We start from the raw sequence: 14,371 nt of genomic DNA, 5'->3' as shown, positions 1-14,371 counted from the left end.
GCCGGGTGCTGGCGTATCCGTTGGCCACGCTCAGCGCGGGCAGCGTCATCAACAAGCCCATGGCGGTGATCCAGGGGCAGAGCAAGTCGGACGTGTTTGGCGTGGGGCTGGCGCCCTGGAGCGCGGCGGGCGGGACGGGGCTGGTGGTGTTCTCCGCGCGCTCGTCCTCGGAGTCGGGAGCCTTCACCGGCCGGCTGGAGTCCTTCTCGCGGACGGGAGCCTCGCTGGCCGAGTGGACCCGGAGCGTGGCCCCGGTGCCCGCGAAGCCGGCGGTGGAGCGCTTTGGCGAGGTGGTGGCGGCGACCACGGGCGTGGGAGGCCGGGCGGTGGCGCTCGTGGGGGCTCCGGGGTTCGCGGGGCCCGGGCCGCTGGCGGACGGGAATGATCTCAACGCGGGCCGGGCCTACGCGTACGACGTGACGCAGGGCACGCCGGCGGCCATGGTGGCGGAGGGCGCCAGCTCGCCGGTGGTGAAGGGGCGCAACGTGGGCACGGACGTGACGTTCACGGACTTCAACGGCGACGGCCGGCCTGACGTGGTGGTGGGCGCTCCGGCCTTCACCGTGCCGGCCTCCACGGCGACGACGGACCTGGCCGCATACGCCTCGCAGAAGACGGGGTGCATCACCACCAGCTCGCAGGGCGTGGGCGGCCTGCTGGTGTCGCTGGGGCAGGCGGATGGCTCCTTCAAGGATGCCTACCGGCTATGGGCGCCGCTGCAGATCGCAGGCTGTACTCCGGACACGGACGCGCGGTGCAAGCGCAGCCAGATCGGCCGAGGCGTGGTGGGTGGGTTCGACTTCAATGGCGATGGGCTCAACGACATCGGAGCGCTGCGCAACAACGGCTTCGAGGTGTTCCTCGGCCGCGCGCCAGATGACTCCACGCTGGCGAAGCTGACCATGGGGTGTGATCCGCTCTACTTCACGGACGGCTCCGCGGTGCGGCAGACCACGGTGCCCACGGCGCTGGGAGACCTGAACGGGGACGGCTGCGACGAGGTGGCCTGGCGCTACACGGAGTCGGGCCGCGCGGGCGTCATCATCCTCTTCGGGTACGATCTGGGAGGCACGCGCTGCGGCGGGCGGACCACGGCCTCGTGGGTGCGCGTGGCGGCGGATGGCGAGGTGGGCGGCAACTTCCTGGGCCTGGGCGTGGCGATCACCCGGGCGGGGAAGTTCCTCAACGATACGAGGGACTTCGTGGCCATCAGCGCCACGAGCGTTCCGTATGATGACGTGACGCAGCCCGCGGTGCTGCTCTTCGACAAGGCGCAGCTTGTCCCGCTGCGGCCCGCGTCGGGCGAGGCGCTGGTGGGCGCGCTGGGAGGGCCGCTGACGCCCATTCCGCTGGTGCACCGCATGCGCGCGGTGAACTTCGGACGGGCGCTGGAGGGCGGCAAGGACCTGACGGGCGACAAGATCCCGGATCTCATCGTGAGCGCGACGGGGGCCTCGGACGCGTCCGACGGAGGAGGCGCCGTCTACATCTACGCGGGCGGGGCGCAGTCGCAGGGCAAGCTGTCGCCGTGGATGCTCATCGTGGGTGATGTGACGGAGCGCTCCAACTTCGGGCAGGACCTGTCGCTGGCTCCGGGGGGAACGAGCAGCCCGCCGACGCTCATCATCGGCGCGCCGACGAGCTACCGCACGGGTACGCAGAACGGCTCGGCGTTCTCGCTGCCGCTCGGGTTCTGAGCCTGGAGCTGAGCTCGGGGAGCCTCCAGGCTTCCGCGCGCCCGCCTTCCTGGAATACCTCCAAGGCTCAGGAGGGTTGATTGGGGATGCCTATCAAGACCAAGCGCTGGTGCGTGCCAGCGGAGCCCGATGACGGCTTGCGCATCCTGGTCTGCCGGTACCGGCCGCGCGCCCTGCCCAAGGCGAAGGAGACCTGGGACGTGTGGATGCGCGACCTGGGGCCCAGCCCGGAGCTCTTCGACGCCTTCTACGGCAAGGGCCGCGCGCCCATCACCCTGGACGAATACCGCGAGCGCTACACGCACGAGATGCAAGCGCAGCAGGACAAGATCGCCGAGCTGGCCGCGCGGGTGGATCGGGGCGAGACGGTGACGCTGCTCTGCTCCAAGGACTGCATCCTCGAGCAGGCCTGTCACCGCTCCATGCTCGCCGCGCTGATCCAGGCGGCGCGGCGAGCCAGCCCAGGGAGAGCGCCCTTGCCGTGATGAACTCCAGCGAGCGCCACTCCCCGGTCCCGGCCGCGCTGGCGCCTACCAGATGACGACTTGCTGGTCGTTCTGGCGCACCATGGCCTCGCCCGGCTTGCACGAGAACGCCGCGGCGAAGGCCGGCAGGTTCGACGGGGCGCCAATGGCGCGGAAGCTCGCCGGCGCGTGCGGATCGGTGGTCAGCCGCACCTTCAGCTCCTCGGGGGTGAAGTTGCGGCGCCACACGGTGCCCCAGTTGAGGAAGAAGCGCTGGTCGCGGCTCAGGCCGTCGATCTTCGGATCGGGCTGGCCGGCGGTGGCCTTCTTCATCGCGTCGTAGGACGTGGCCAGTCCGCCCAGGTCGGCGATGTTCTCGCCGAGGGTGAGGTTGCCGTTCACCTTGGTGCCTGGCACGGCCTCATAGCCGTTGAACTGGTTCACCAGCTTGCCCGTGAGCGCCTTGAACGCCTTGCCGTCGGCCTCCGTCCACCACTGCTCGAAGTTGCCGGTGGCGCCGAAGCGCGAGCCCTGATCGTCGTAGCCGTGCGTCATCTCGTGGCCGATCACCGCGCCAATGCCGCCGTAGTTGGTGGCGTCATCCGCCTTCGGATCGAAGAACGGCGGCTGGAGGATCGCCGCCGGGAAGACAATCTCGTTCTGCAGCGGGTTGTAGTAGGCGTTGACCATCTGCGGCGGCATGCCCCACTCGGTGCGATCCACCGGCTTGCCAATCTTCCCGATGTTCCACTTGTAGTTGAACTCCTGGGCGGCCATCACGTTGCCGAGGTAGCTGTCGCGGCGGGTGCTCAGGCCGCTCCAGTCGCGCCACTTGTCCGGGTAGCCAATCTTGGGCGTGAAGCCGGACCACTTCTCCAGCGCCTTCTTCTTGGTGTCGGCGCTCATCCAGGACAGGTTCTCGATGCGCGCCTTCAAGGCCTCGCGGAGGTTCTTGACCAGGGCCTCCATGCGCGCCTTGGACTCGGGCGGGAACGCGACCTTGACGTACAGCTGGCCCAGCGCCTCGCCCGCCTCGCCCTCGATCGTGTCGAGCACGCGCTTGCTGCGCTCCCTCAGCTCCGCCTGACCCCGGAGGGTCTGATCATAGAAGTGGAAGTTCTCCTGCACGAACGCGTCGGAGAGGTACGGCGAGGCCTGATCGACGAGGTGGAAGCGCAGGTAGCTCTGCCACTGGGCGGCCGGCACGTCGGCCAGCATCTTGCTGACCTCCTGGTGGAAGGCGGGGATCGCCAGCGAGAACATCTTCGGCGCGGCCACGCCCTGCGAGTCGAAGAACCGGGTCCACGAGAAGTTGGGCGTCAGCTTGTCAGCGTCGGCCAGGCTGATTGGGTTGTAGAACAGCGAGATGTCACGCGAGAGCTCCTCACTGGACTTGGAGACCTTGGCCAGGCGCGTCTCGAAGGCGACCACGTCCTTGGCCTGCTGGGCGGTGGTGGCGGCGGGCAGGCCCGACAGCTCCAGCACCTTGGCGACGTGCTGCTCGTAGGCGGCGAGCTTGTCCTTCTTGTCGGCGTCGAAGTAGTAGGCGCGATCCGGCAGGCCCAGGCCGCCCTGAGCGGCGTAGGCGAGCTCGTTCTTGGAGTCCTTGAAGTCGGCCTGGGAGCCGAAGGCGAACAGGAAGTTCTGGCCGTGGGAGGCGAGGGTGCGCACGTAGCCGGCGATCTGATCCTTGTTCTGGAGCTGGGAGATCGCCTCCAGGTGGCCCTTCAGCGGCTCGAGGCCCTGGGCGTTGATCCGGCCGGCGTCCATGCCGGTGGCGTAGAGGTCGCCGATGATCTTGTCCACGCCGGTGGCGTTGGGCATCTCGGCGGCGCGCTGGGCGAGCTGCTTCTGCACGGCGGTGGAGCGCTCATCGAGCATCTCGAACGCGCCCCACGAGGTGCGGTCGCCAGGGATCTTGTTCGCGGCGAGCCACTTGCCGTTGACGTAGCCGGTGAAGTCGGCGCACGGGCTCTTGGTGGTGTCCAGGTCGGCGAGCTGGAAGCGGTTGACTCCCGGCAGCTGGCTCTCGTCGAGCTTCAGCGCGGTGGTGTCGGCAGGAGGCTGGGCGAGCTCGGCGTCGGCGGCCGGCGCGGCCTTGTCCATCTTCGTGCACGCGGCCAGGGGCGTGGCGAGAGCGAGGGACACAAGGAGGACTGAGGGTTTATGGAATTTCACAGCGGGCTCCATCCATAGGGGCGTTGGGAAAAACCGGCGCACCTTAGATCTGATTCCGCACGGAGCGGCGGGAAGATCAGAGCGGACGGTTGGGCGCTGGGTTGAGACGCGCTTGATGCGTAAGCGCCTGTTTTGACTGAGTCCGGAGGATGGCAAGTCTTGTGCATGACCCGCTCCATCACCCCTCTCCACAGGAGCCTCTCTCCATGTCCAACCCGAACACTCCAACCCCTCCCTACCAGGGACTGACGAAGGAGCAGGCGCTGTCCACCATGCGCAAGCTCCAGGCCGATGAGGAGCGCAACCCGTTCCTCATGGGCCTGCTCCACAACGCCGTCGCCGACAGCCAGTGGTTGGCGGGCACCCCATACAAGAGTCCCGCGGACTTCTTCTGCGACAACATTCAGGGACTCTCTCGCACCGCGCTGCTGCGAGACGGCGCGGTGGCGCGCGAGTTCAGCCAGGAGGTGGTGGCACGCTTCGGAGTCACTCGGCTCGAGCAATTGCTCGCCTATAAGAAGGCTGCCCAGATCTCGCTGAACCCTGCCGAGCCGGGCTCCACCTTCATCCTGGTGCCGCAAGACAATGGCGAGCTGAAGCCCAAGCGCTTCGCGGGGTGCTCCACGCGGGAGCTACGAAAGGCTTTGGAGCACCTGCGCTCGCCCAGCACCTATCTGCCCATCGCTCCGGCGCACCTGGCGATCTACGAGCGGCTCAGAGAGGTTCTCTTCCAAAGATTTGGCATCCGGGTGCTGATGCGCAACAACGATGGGGTGACGGTGCTCGACTTCGAGGGCGTTCCGTCCAAGCAGGTGAAGGAGTTTGCCCTGGTGCTGCGGGAGCTGGCCGCCGAGACGCCCGAGCAGCTCGAGGAGGAGGAGCCGCCCCAGCCCCACTGACACGCTTCGGGTGGCGGTAAGCGGCTTGCTTCTCGGGAGCCTGGACCGGCGCTCATGCGGAGCACGTCGTGATGGCCACTCGCGTTCACGCGCGGCTGAGCCGGGCTGAATCAGAGTGCCGGAGCCCGCGGGAGGCACTGACGCCCGCCTACCCGTGAAGTAGGCTGCGCGAGGGGGAGGCGACAGCTCGCTTTCATCCGCACGAGGCACACCATGGAAACCGCACTCGCGCTGCACCCGGCACAGCTCTCTCCTGGCACGGTGGTGGGGCGTTGGCGCGTGGTGGGCTGGGCGGGCCGGGGCGTGCACGGCGCCGTGTACCGGGCGGTGCAGGTGGACAAGGAGCAGGAAACCCCCGTGGCCTTGAAGGTGGCCCTGCGGCCCGGGGATCCGCGAATGGCGCGCGAGGCGGAGCTGCTCTCGCGCCTGCGCCACCCCAGCCTGCCGCGCCTGTGGGACAGCGGAGAGTGGCACCACCCCTTTGGAGCGCGCTTTCCCTTCCTGGCCATGGAGTGGATCGAGGGCGCGCCACTGTACGGCTGGGCCCGGCAGCCGCCGCCCTCGCCGCAGCAGGTGCTGACGCTGTTGGCGCAGCTGGCGAGTGCCCTGCAGGCCGTGCACGCTCAGGGAGCCGTGCACCGGGACGTAAAGGGGGACAACATCCTGGTGCGGAGTGCGGACAGCCGCGCCGTGCTGACGGACCTGGGCATGTGCATCTACCCGGGGGCCGCGACGCTGACGCCGCCCGCCGTGGTGGTAGGTACCCCGATCTACTGCTCTCCGGAGGCGGACCTGTTTGAGCTGCAATGCGGCCGGAGCGCCACGGCTCGCTATGCCGCGGGACCGGCGGATGATCTCTACGCGCTGGGCGTGACAGCCTGCCGGCTGGTGACGGGCGACTACCCGGTGTTGGCAGAGCCTCGGAGGGATGAGCGCGGTACCTGGCACCAGGACACCGTGGTGGTCCCGCCCGCGCTGCTGCGTCTGGACCCGCCGCTGCGAGACTCGATTCTGCGCATGCTCTCGGTGCGTCCGGAGGATCGCGGCACCGCCGCACACTGGGCGCAGGAGTTGGAGCGGTCCGCGAGGCCCACCCTTCCGAAGAGCCCTCCGCTCCCCGCGGCGTCCACTGTCGCCAGGGACTCCGCGGCGGACATCGATTCCCGGGTGCCCGCACGGCCCCGGCGCTCATGGCGGCTGACAGCCGCCGCGGGTGTGGTGCTGGCCACCTGGGCGTGGTGGGCGGTGCCCAGCGACGGGGTGTATACGCCTTCTTCCGGTAAGCACGAGAGCGCAGGCGTAGATCGACCCGATGCGGGCACAGCGGGGCTCGGGGAGACCGCTGCTTCCGCAGCCACAATGGATAGCTCTGAGCCCTCATTCCTTGAGGCAATGGCCAAGGAGACGCCTCCCGAGCCGGAGCCAGGACAGATACGGCCCGATGCGAGAGGACGTTGCCCGCGCAAGCAGCAGGTCGCCCTCAATGGGGGCTGTTGGGCGCAGGTTCCACTCGAGCGCGAGGAATGTGAGGCAACAGGCGGCTCGATCTTCAAGGGGACATGCTACCTGCCCATCACCGCTTCCAAGCGCGGTCCCACTTCCAGTCCCACGAACCCGCAGAACTCCCAACCCCAGTAGCGCGGACACCCAAGCCACCTGCTCCACGCTCCGAACCAACAAACACTGCCAACCGAGGAAGGGAGGCTCCTGTTTTCCGGGAGCTGTGTCACGATGTCCCAGGGGAGTGCTTGGTGAGGAGGCCTGGGGTGTCAGAAGCGGATCGCCTGTATCATATCGGCTTTGGGCGCAGCGACCTGGGGGACGATCCGCCATGGATCGCTCTGCTGTCCGGCGACCCTGACCGGGCGCGGCTGATCGCACAAAAGCACCTTCGCGATGTGCGGCCCCTCTCTGAGCACCGGGGGTTGAACAGCTATCTCGGCAGGTTGCCGAACGGTCGTCCGGTGCTCTCAGCCACCAGCGGCATGGGGGCCTCGTCGCTCAGCGTCGTCGTCAACGAGCTGGTCCAGGCCGGTGTGCGAGCGATCATCCGCGTCGGGACCTGCGGCTCGATCCAGGAGCGCATCCGGCCAGGGAGTGTCGTCATCACCAGCGCTTCGCTCTGTCTCCAGGGCGCAGCGAATGACATCGCGCCCCCCGAATATCCGGCCGCCGCCGATCCCTTCCTGACGGTGGCGCTGGTGGAGGCGGGGCGCGAGCTGGGGGTGGAGGACTGTCACGTCGGCATCACCGCGTCGACCGACACCTTTTACGAGGGCCAGGAGCGCAGCGAGTCCGCGAACCCCCATCTGCTTCGCAGGCTCCGAGGTATCACCGAGGAGTACCGGCGCCTGAACGTGCTGAACTATGAGATGGAGTCGGGCACGTTGTTCAAGATGGGCTCGGTCTATGGGTTCGCCGCCGGCTGTGTCTGTGGGGTGATCGCGCAGCGCACTGCGGGTGAGAGGATTGTGCTGGAGCAGAAGGCCGGCGCAGTGGAGCGTGCGATCGACGTTGCCGTGCGCGGGGCGGAGCGACTCTCGCGGTAGCCGCAGCCCCTTCCGCAGATTCTTTGCATCATTCTCCAGCTCGGAGGCTCATGGGACTCAGGGGGAGGTGATTGCTCCCAGGGGAGCGGCCCTTCCATACCCTGAACATGGAGTGCCTATGTGCGGACTGAAAGTGTGGCATCGAGTGCTGGGCGAGCTCGTGGTGGCGCTGCTCCTGGGAGCGGGGCCCGCGTGGGCCTCGGCGCCGTTTCAGCGAGGGCTGGTGAGCATCACGGTGGATGACGGCTTCGCATCGCAGTTCACGGCGGCGCGTCCGGCGCTCAACGCGCGCGGCCTCCCCGCCACCTACTTCCTGGTCACCGAGCCTCTCCGCAACGGATGGGCTGGCTACATGACGGTGCCTCAAGTGCAGACGCTCCTGGCCGAGGGCAACGAGCTCGGCGCCCACACGATGACGCACCGGGATCTCACCACCCTGTCCGCCACCGAGGTGGAGACCGAGCTGCGCGACTCGCAGGCGTGGCTGAAGACACAGTTCGGGCTGCAGGCCGTGCCCTCGTTCGCCTCGCCCTACGGCGCCTATAACGCGAGCGTGCTGGCCACCGTCCAGAAGTACTACGGCAGTCACCGCACGGTGAGCGCTGGCCAGAACTTCAAGGACTCCAACATCCTGCAGCTCCGGTCCTATGACGTGAACAGTGGCGTCAGCGTGGACACCGTGCGCACGTGGATCGACGCCGCCGCGGCCGATGGAAGCTGGCTCATCCTCACGTTCCACCAGTTCGTGAGCGGCACGCCCACCCAGTCCACGGAGATCAACCTCGGCGACTTCGAGGCGATCCTCGACTACGTCCAGACGAAGAACCTCGAGCCCGTCACCGTCGCCCAGGGCGTGGCGCTGATGGATGGACTGACGGGAGGCACCTCCGGCAGCACGGCCGTCTATGACGACGCCACGGGCGACGGCTTCATGGACTGGAGCTGGGCCACGCACGATCTCGGAAATCACACCGTGGTGCACGGCGGCGTGGCGTCCCTCTCCGCCGAGCTCGATGGCTGGGGCGGCGTCTATCTGCACCACACCTCGGGGCTCGATGCGAGCCAGTACTCGGCCCTTGAGCTGTGGGTGAACGGTGGCACCTCTGGCGGGCAGGGCGTGCGGCTGGCGTTCTTCGATGGCTCGCGGCAGCTCGGCTCGGTGCGGCTGGACGCGGTGCTGGGCCACCCCATCCTGGCGGGCACGTGGCAACAGGCCGTCGTGCCGCTCAGCGCCGTGGGGCTCTCCACGGGCACCGTACGAGACCTCTACCTCCAGGACGACACGGGCGGAGACCAGGCCACCGTGTACTTCGATGACATCCGGCTGGTGAACTCCAGCACGCCTCCGCCGCCTCCGCCGCCTCCGACGACGCAGCCCTTCTCCCTCTACGCGGAGGGGCTCGGCGCCGGGTTCGAGGACTGGAGCTGGGCGACGCACGATCTGTCCTCGCATGGCGTCGTCCACGCGGGCGCGTCCGCCATCGCCGTGGAGCTGGACGGCTGGGCGGGCCTCTACTTCCACGCCAGCACGGGAGTGGACCTGAGCCGTTACCAGTCCCTCTCCCTTTGGGTGCATGGTGGCACCGCTGGCGGGCAGATCGCGCGAGTGCTGCTCACCGACGGCTCGAACGTCCTCGAGGAGCGCCGCCTGGACCAGGCGCTGGGCCACCCCATCCAGCCGGGCACCTGGCAGCAGCTCGTCATCCCGCTCAGCACCCTGGGCGCGAGCGCTGGCACGCTCCGGGAGCTCTACCTCCAGGACCAGTCGGGCGCAGACCAGGGCACGCTCTACGTCGACGACATCCAGTTGCTCCCCTGAGACTCCATACGCGCGCCTTGCGGCGGGTTCGATTGCCGCCGCCGCCCTCCCGAGAAGCCCAGCAGTCTTGAAGGGTTGCTGGGCTTTTTGCTTCCCTCTGATTCTTCATGTGGCCCCTATGGGCCCCTCTGGCGTCTCTAGCCCAGAGCGGCACGCGGCTGGGAGATGGGCCGATCCAGTTCCTGCACCGCGCACTCCCACGCTTCGGGCGACAGGTGCGCGTACCTCATTGTCATTTCGGATCTCCGGGACACTGCGCCAAGGGGGACACCTCGGGCAGCACAAGCAAGGGATGCCGCTCTATTTCACCCGCGATGCCCCAAGGCGAAAGCCCCAGGAAGAACCAGGAGGGCCCCCCAGTTCCTCCTTCCACCTGAAGGAAAGCCCCCTCACGTCTGGCGAGAAGCCGTCCCTCCTCAGCCGCGGCCTGGAGGGTCCGGAGGGTGAAAGGGCCCCACTTCTCCTGAACCACGCTTCGCTCTCCGTTGACGCCCACGAGAAGGGTGAGCGGAGCCGGCAGGAACAAGAGCACACCCGCTAGGCTCCAGGACACCCTGGGCAGCAGCCTCACGGCCTTCGTGACCTTCCAGGCACACACCATCAGAACGGCGAGCGCTGCCATCTGGGCCCACAAGGCTGGCCGGTAGGGGCAGGTCAGCACATCACTGCCCCCAGTCAGCAACACGTTGATCCTGGAACTCGCAACCAGCGCGGCGCTCCCCAAGAATAGGCCGACCAGGAGCACCCTGTGCCTCCATGTACGACGAAAGCCTGGGGAGGGGTCCTGCTTAGCGGCAGTGCTCATCGGAAGCCCAAACCTATAGTCGTCAACTCGTCCTTGTCCTCACCTTGGCTCACATGGAAGACACCGTTCACTACAAGCATCGCTGAGTCGCTGCCATCAAGGAAGACGGCGTCGTCTACTCCCACATCGAAGAGCTTGTCGCGCAACATGTCCAGAGAAATTCCGGTAGGCGCCCCATCCGGCTGCACCAGGAGCAGCAAGATGGAAGAGGCCCGGTGAATAGCCATTGCAACCTTGCCTGTCCTGAGACCTCTCGCAGCCATCGCAATGTAGGTCATGTTGTTTCTTTGTACCAGGAAAGGCAGGTGTGCTGGGCCTGGCTCCCCCTGGACGGGCGCTCCCGGTGGAACCTTCGGGTCATACAGATTCTGATGACCGAACTTGAGACGCTTGAGGATCAGCGGTCCCAAGCCGCCCACGGCGCTCATGGCGAGAGAAGAAGGATTACCCTTGTCGAACTCATACATGGACTCTGTCGTGCGTGGCGGGCTGTTGAAGAAACTCCCGAAGAGAGCGAAGAAGCGGTTTGGCTCGGGTGTGCCGTCCACCATTTGTCCGCTCACGATGACTTGACCCATGGGGGTGGTCTCACCTGCTGGCACAGGATCATGCCCGCTAAAGGCGTTCAGTTTGCCTGCCGTGGTGACATTCCACATATTGCCATTGATGACTGCGAAAAGTTTACTGGAGGCCTGCTCCCGCGCGACAGTGGCCGAAAACAACTCCTCGGCGGTGCGCCGGACGATCAGCATTGCGGCAGGCAGTTTGAGGGCTGCGTATTGGAGATCTCCATCGTTGAAGTGGCCTCGGCCGCTGGACGAGCCGAGCACCGTCTCCAGCGCAGTGAAGAAGTTCCCTCCGATAATGGGCTTCGGTAGCATGATATCCCTTCACCCCTCAGGCCACGGAGGGGCCTCCCGGGAACAGCGTGGCCACTCTCTGGGACTCCTCCTGGCCGTGGCGCTCGATGAGTTCGGCAAACTCGGTTGTAATGGCCTCGCCAGCTTCGGAGAAGCCTTCGGCTCCCGCGATTCGCACCAGTGCCTCCTCCAAGCGACGATCCCCGTCGGCCCGAATGACTTCGTAACGAAGGCGAGTCTCCTTGGAAGACTCGCCTTCTGTCCGGCTCTGCCCCACGCGGAGCTCAGCCGCTTGTGCAAGCACTTCCATCTGCTGGGACAAAGACCGGACTGACTCCAATGGATCGCGCGTATATTGCGCAGGCTCCGCGGGAGCGCGGCCTGCTCCCCCGTTGAGGGAGAGACTCGTGACCGGACCCTCCACGCCGCTGGGTGGGATGAAGTAGAGGTTTCCATCGGGGCCATGCCAGACCTCCTCGATCTCCACTGACCCAAGACTCAGAGTCTTGATAACGGGCAAGGGGCGGGGTTCCACCGGCTCGAGCCGGGCAAGGACGTTCCCATGGAAGGACAGGACAGGAGGTACGAGCCGCAGGAAAGGTATTTCCTGATCAACGCCGTCCAGATCGATGGTGCGAACCGTGCTCTCGACCCAAGCTAGGTACTCCGGACAGCCTCCCGGCGGGCAAGGGGTTTGCGGTGGGGGAATGATCCTCGCCCTAAAAAAGAAGATCTCCACTCGACGGTTTTCCTGGGCCTGAACACCATCTCCCGTATCGACTTCTGGATGGGCTTCGCCACACCCATGAATGGCCAGATCCGTCCCAGCGGGGAGGGTCGTTCCATCCTGGGCCATGTACTCGCCAATAATCGCTCGCCGCGTCTTGGGCCCACAGAGCCCGTCTTCCGTGAGGTTGCCTCCGCGCTCGGCATTGAACCATTGTTGGAATCGGCGTACGGCGGCCTGGGTGGCAGATCCATTCAATCCGTTCACCGGGCCCACATAAAAGGGCCCCTGTGAATCCTGTAATACCGAGAGCATGTGCTGGTCTTCGCGTGTCCCCCAAGGCTTGAACCGCGAAACAGCTTCATATTCGTGCAACCATTCCTCTACCTGATCCTGGAGGAATGCGGCTACTGCCTGTGCTCGTGCCTCGGATAGGTGCAGGTTATGCTCAGCCGCTCCTGACGTATCCGCATGACCTGATACCAGTACTGCGGCCCCGGGATGTTCGTCATACAACCTCCGCAACTGACGAAGCCCGGACATTGCTGAAGGTAGCAAGAAAGTCTTGTCACTCTCGAAGTGCAGCCCCTTGAGACGCGTGCGCAGGATCCTCAGTGGAAGTTGAACCTCTACTTCCTCACCTGTGGGGAGCCGGTTCCCAGTACGGCTGTGAATGAAACGTCGAGGCATGCGGATTCCGCCGTTTCCATGAGAGGGGTTCTCTTGCAAAGCGCTCTTTCACACCAGGTTCGAACCACTGAAGTCCAAGGCTGCATGTGCGATATCAGGGAAGAACACCGTGCACTCGCCGGGGGGAACATTGTCCTCAAGTGCCTTGCCCTGGGAGTCCAGACGGCCTTCCCGCACAGAGCCGTCTTGTAGCTCGATGCGGTAGTGCACCTCTGGCATCGGATTGCCTCCCTCATCCAGAAGCTGGAAGGCGATGAACGTCAGCTCTGTCGCTGGTTCGGCATTGGGAGGGCCGAGCTGAAGCGTTGATAGAGACGTTGATACAGGCGTCGGTGAAGGCGTCGGTGGAGGTGTTTGCGCAGGTATTAGTGCAGGTGTTGGCTCAGGCGCCGACACCGGTGCGGCCCTGGCTTGGACCTGGACACGCTTGAACTCGAGGGGCGCTCGCTCTGGTTGCCGGGAGCTTTCCGAGGGGTGCCGCGTCGGGAGTGGGGGGACAGGCACCACCGAGCCCTTGAGGACCGGTTGCTCAGCTTCAAAGACCCACAACTCCCCTCGCCGCATGCCCTCACGAAAGCGTCTCTTGAGTTGTTGGTCATGATATGCGCGTTCAAGCACGGTATGTGCCATAGAGACGCTTCCACCTGACGTAGCGCAGATCTCGTAGAGGGTTATCGCATGCCCAGAGAGGAGCCAGCTCTCAATGAGCCCAGCCACAAAGACGTCTGGCACCTCTTTTGAGCCTCGCAGCTCTTCGGGGCGCGGCCCGCTAACGACAACATAATTGGAAAGCCACCCTGGTAGCAGCCAACGCTTGTTGGAGAAGGATCCCATGGTGACCTCTCAACCCATTTCCTCTCAGGATTGAGCACCAGGATAGACAAGGACTGGGAGCGAAGCAGTACCACCAAAGTGGTAGTCTGGAATGGCACATGGCCAAGCATTCGTCGCGTCCCGTTACAGGAGCAAGCTCACAGACATGAGCCACTCGCTACGCACCCCGCTCAACTCGCTGCTCATCCTCGTCTAGCTGCTCTCGGACAACGAGGAGGGCAACCTCAGCACCAGGCAAGTAGAGTACGCCAAGACCATCTACGCTAGCGGCGCAGATCTGCTCACCCTCGTCAACGATATCCTCGACCTGTCCAAGGCGGAGGCCGTTGCAGCCCTGGCCGGCAGGGTGACTGCATGGCCGTAGGTTGCTCCCTCGCACGACACGGGCTTGTGCCGCTCGCCCGACGTGCTCGGCCTGGATGAGCCACGAAGCCCCTGTAACTGCGCCGGTGCTCGCTGGCTCATGGGAGCATCCGCTACACAGATGGGTCCTCCGTCATGTTGCACGTATGTCGCAGGAGCCTGCGGAATGGGCTGGGACTGGACGGGACGACACGGGACGCGACGGGATAACGACTCCGAATCATTCCGGGCGATTACGAGGTAAGGGCGCGATTCTGCTAAGCCAGGGAAGGTAATTCCGTTCAGGGGGTAGTCCGGAGCGCCAAGGGACCTATCCTTCCCGAGCGACGCAACCTTCGGAGGAGGCGGATAGCGTCTGGATAGAACGCTTCACGCTCCTCGGTCAGCATCCGGCTGAAGTAGGCCACCTTGAGGTGGCTCCAGAAATTCTCAATCCAGTTGAGGGTCTCGGAGGTGTAGTGCGGCAGCCGGAAGGGCCGCACGTAG

Annotated in this window: 10 protein-coding genes and 3 pseudogenes; 7 read left to right on the top strand and 6 right to left on the bottom strand. The window is 65.8% G+C overall.

The window, feature by feature from the left end:
• Both ACJ8AT_RS03180 and ACJ8AT_RS03175 read left to right on the top strand, forming a co-directional pair.
• Nucleotides 1-1,697: pseudogene (locus ACJ8AT_RS03180) on the top strand (VCBS repeat-containing protein); the annotation flags it as partial.
• A gap of 86 nt (nt 1,698-1,783) precedes the next feature.
• A complete protein-coding gene (locus ACJ8AT_RS03175; protein ID WP_407736042.1) occupies nt 1,784-2,182 on the top strand; it encodes a DUF488 domain-containing protein in 399 nt (132 codons plus the stop codon).
• A 45-nt stretch (nt 2,183-2,227) separates the two neighbouring features.
• Here the strand turns inward: ACJ8AT_RS03175 and ACJ8AT_RS03170 are convergent, their stop codons facing one another.
• Nucleotides 2,228-4,309 (bottom strand): M13 family metallopeptidase, encoded by a 2,082-nt coding sequence (locus ACJ8AT_RS03170; protein ID WP_407736041.1) that lies wholly within the window; start codon nt 4,307-4,309, stop codon nt 2,228-2,230.
• A gap of 236 nt (nt 4,310-4,545) precedes the next feature.
• Between ACJ8AT_RS03170 and ACJ8AT_RS03165 the strand changes: the two genes are divergently transcribed.
• From ACJ8AT_RS03165 to ACJ8AT_RS03150, 4 genes are all read left to right on the top strand, one after another.
• Nucleotides 4,546-5,238 carry a hypothetical protein gene (locus ACJ8AT_RS03165; protein WP_407736040.1) on the top strand — a complete coding sequence of 231 codons (693 nt, stop codon included), beginning with the start codon at nt 4,546-4,548 and terminating at the stop codon, nt 5,236-5,238.
• Between the two features lie 213 nt (nt 5,239-5,451).
• Entirely contained in the window at nt 5,452-6,876 is a 1,425-nt protein-coding gene (locus ACJ8AT_RS03160; protein WP_407736039.1) for a serine/threonine-protein kinase, read from the top strand.
• Nucleotides 6,877-7,004: 128 nt separating this feature from the next.
• Nucleotides 7,005-7,787: a nucleoside phosphorylase gene (locus ACJ8AT_RS03155; RefSeq protein WP_407736038.1), complete on the top strand. Its 783-nt coding sequence runs from the start codon at nt 7,005-7,007 to the stop codon at nt 7,785-7,787.
• Nucleotides 7,788-7,905: 118 nt separating this feature from the next.
• Nucleotides 7,906-9,606, top strand: a complete 1,701-nt coding sequence (locus tag ACJ8AT_RS03150) for a polysaccharide deacetylase family protein (protein WP_407736037.1) — start codon at nt 7,906-7,908, stop codon at nt 9,604-9,606.
• Nucleotides 9,607-9,838: 232 nt separating this feature from the next.
• On the opposite strand, the gene ACJ8AT_RS03145 is transcribed toward ACJ8AT_RS03150, so the two are convergent.
• The 4 genes from ACJ8AT_RS03145 to ACJ8AT_RS03130 are packed head-to-tail and all read right to left on the bottom strand — an operon-like array spanning nt 9,839 to nt 12,907.
• Nucleotides 9,839-10,351: a hypothetical protein gene (locus ACJ8AT_RS03145; RefSeq protein WP_407736036.1), complete on the bottom strand. Its 513-nt coding sequence runs from the start codon at nt 10,349-10,351 to the stop codon at nt 9,839-9,841.
• 56 nt (nt 10,352-10,407) lie between these two features.
• Nucleotides 10,408-11,292, bottom strand: a complete 885-nt coding sequence (locus tag ACJ8AT_RS03140) for a phosphodiester glycosidase family protein (RefSeq protein ID WP_407736035.1) — start codon at nt 11,290-11,292, stop codon at nt 10,408-10,410.
• Nucleotides 11,293-11,308: 16 nt separating this feature from the next.
• Nucleotides 11,309-12,688, bottom strand: coding sequence for an OmpA family protein (locus ACJ8AT_RS03135; RefSeq protein WP_407736034.1), 1,380 nt, complete (start codon nt 12,686-12,688; stop codon nt 11,309-11,311).
• Nucleotides 12,689-12,736: 48 nt separating this feature from the next.
• Nucleotides 12,737-12,907 carry a hypothetical protein gene (locus ACJ8AT_RS03130; RefSeq protein WP_407736033.1) on the bottom strand — a complete coding sequence of 57 codons (171 nt, stop codon included), beginning with the start codon at nt 12,905-12,907 and terminating at the stop codon, nt 12,737-12,739.
• Between the two features lie 751 nt (nt 12,908-13,658).
• Between ACJ8AT_RS03130 and ACJ8AT_RS03125 the strand changes: the two are divergent.
• A pseudogene (locus tag ACJ8AT_RS03125) lies at nt 13,659-13,847 on the top strand (histidine kinase dimerization/phospho-acceptor domain-containing protein); the annotation flags it as partial.
• A gap of 319 nt (nt 13,848-14,166) precedes the next feature.
• Here the strand turns inward: ACJ8AT_RS03125 and ACJ8AT_RS03120 are convergent.
• Nucleotides 14,167-14,371: pseudogene (locus ACJ8AT_RS03120) on the bottom strand (hypothetical protein); the annotation flags it as partial.

It is taken from the genome of Hyalangium sp. (assembly GCF_045802625.1).
Classification (GTDB): domain Bacteria; phylum Myxococcota; class Myxococcia; order Myxococcales; family Myxococcaceae; genus Hyalangium.
Note: the sequence above shows the minus strand (reverse complement) of the source record. Positions and strands in the feature narration are given on the sequence as shown.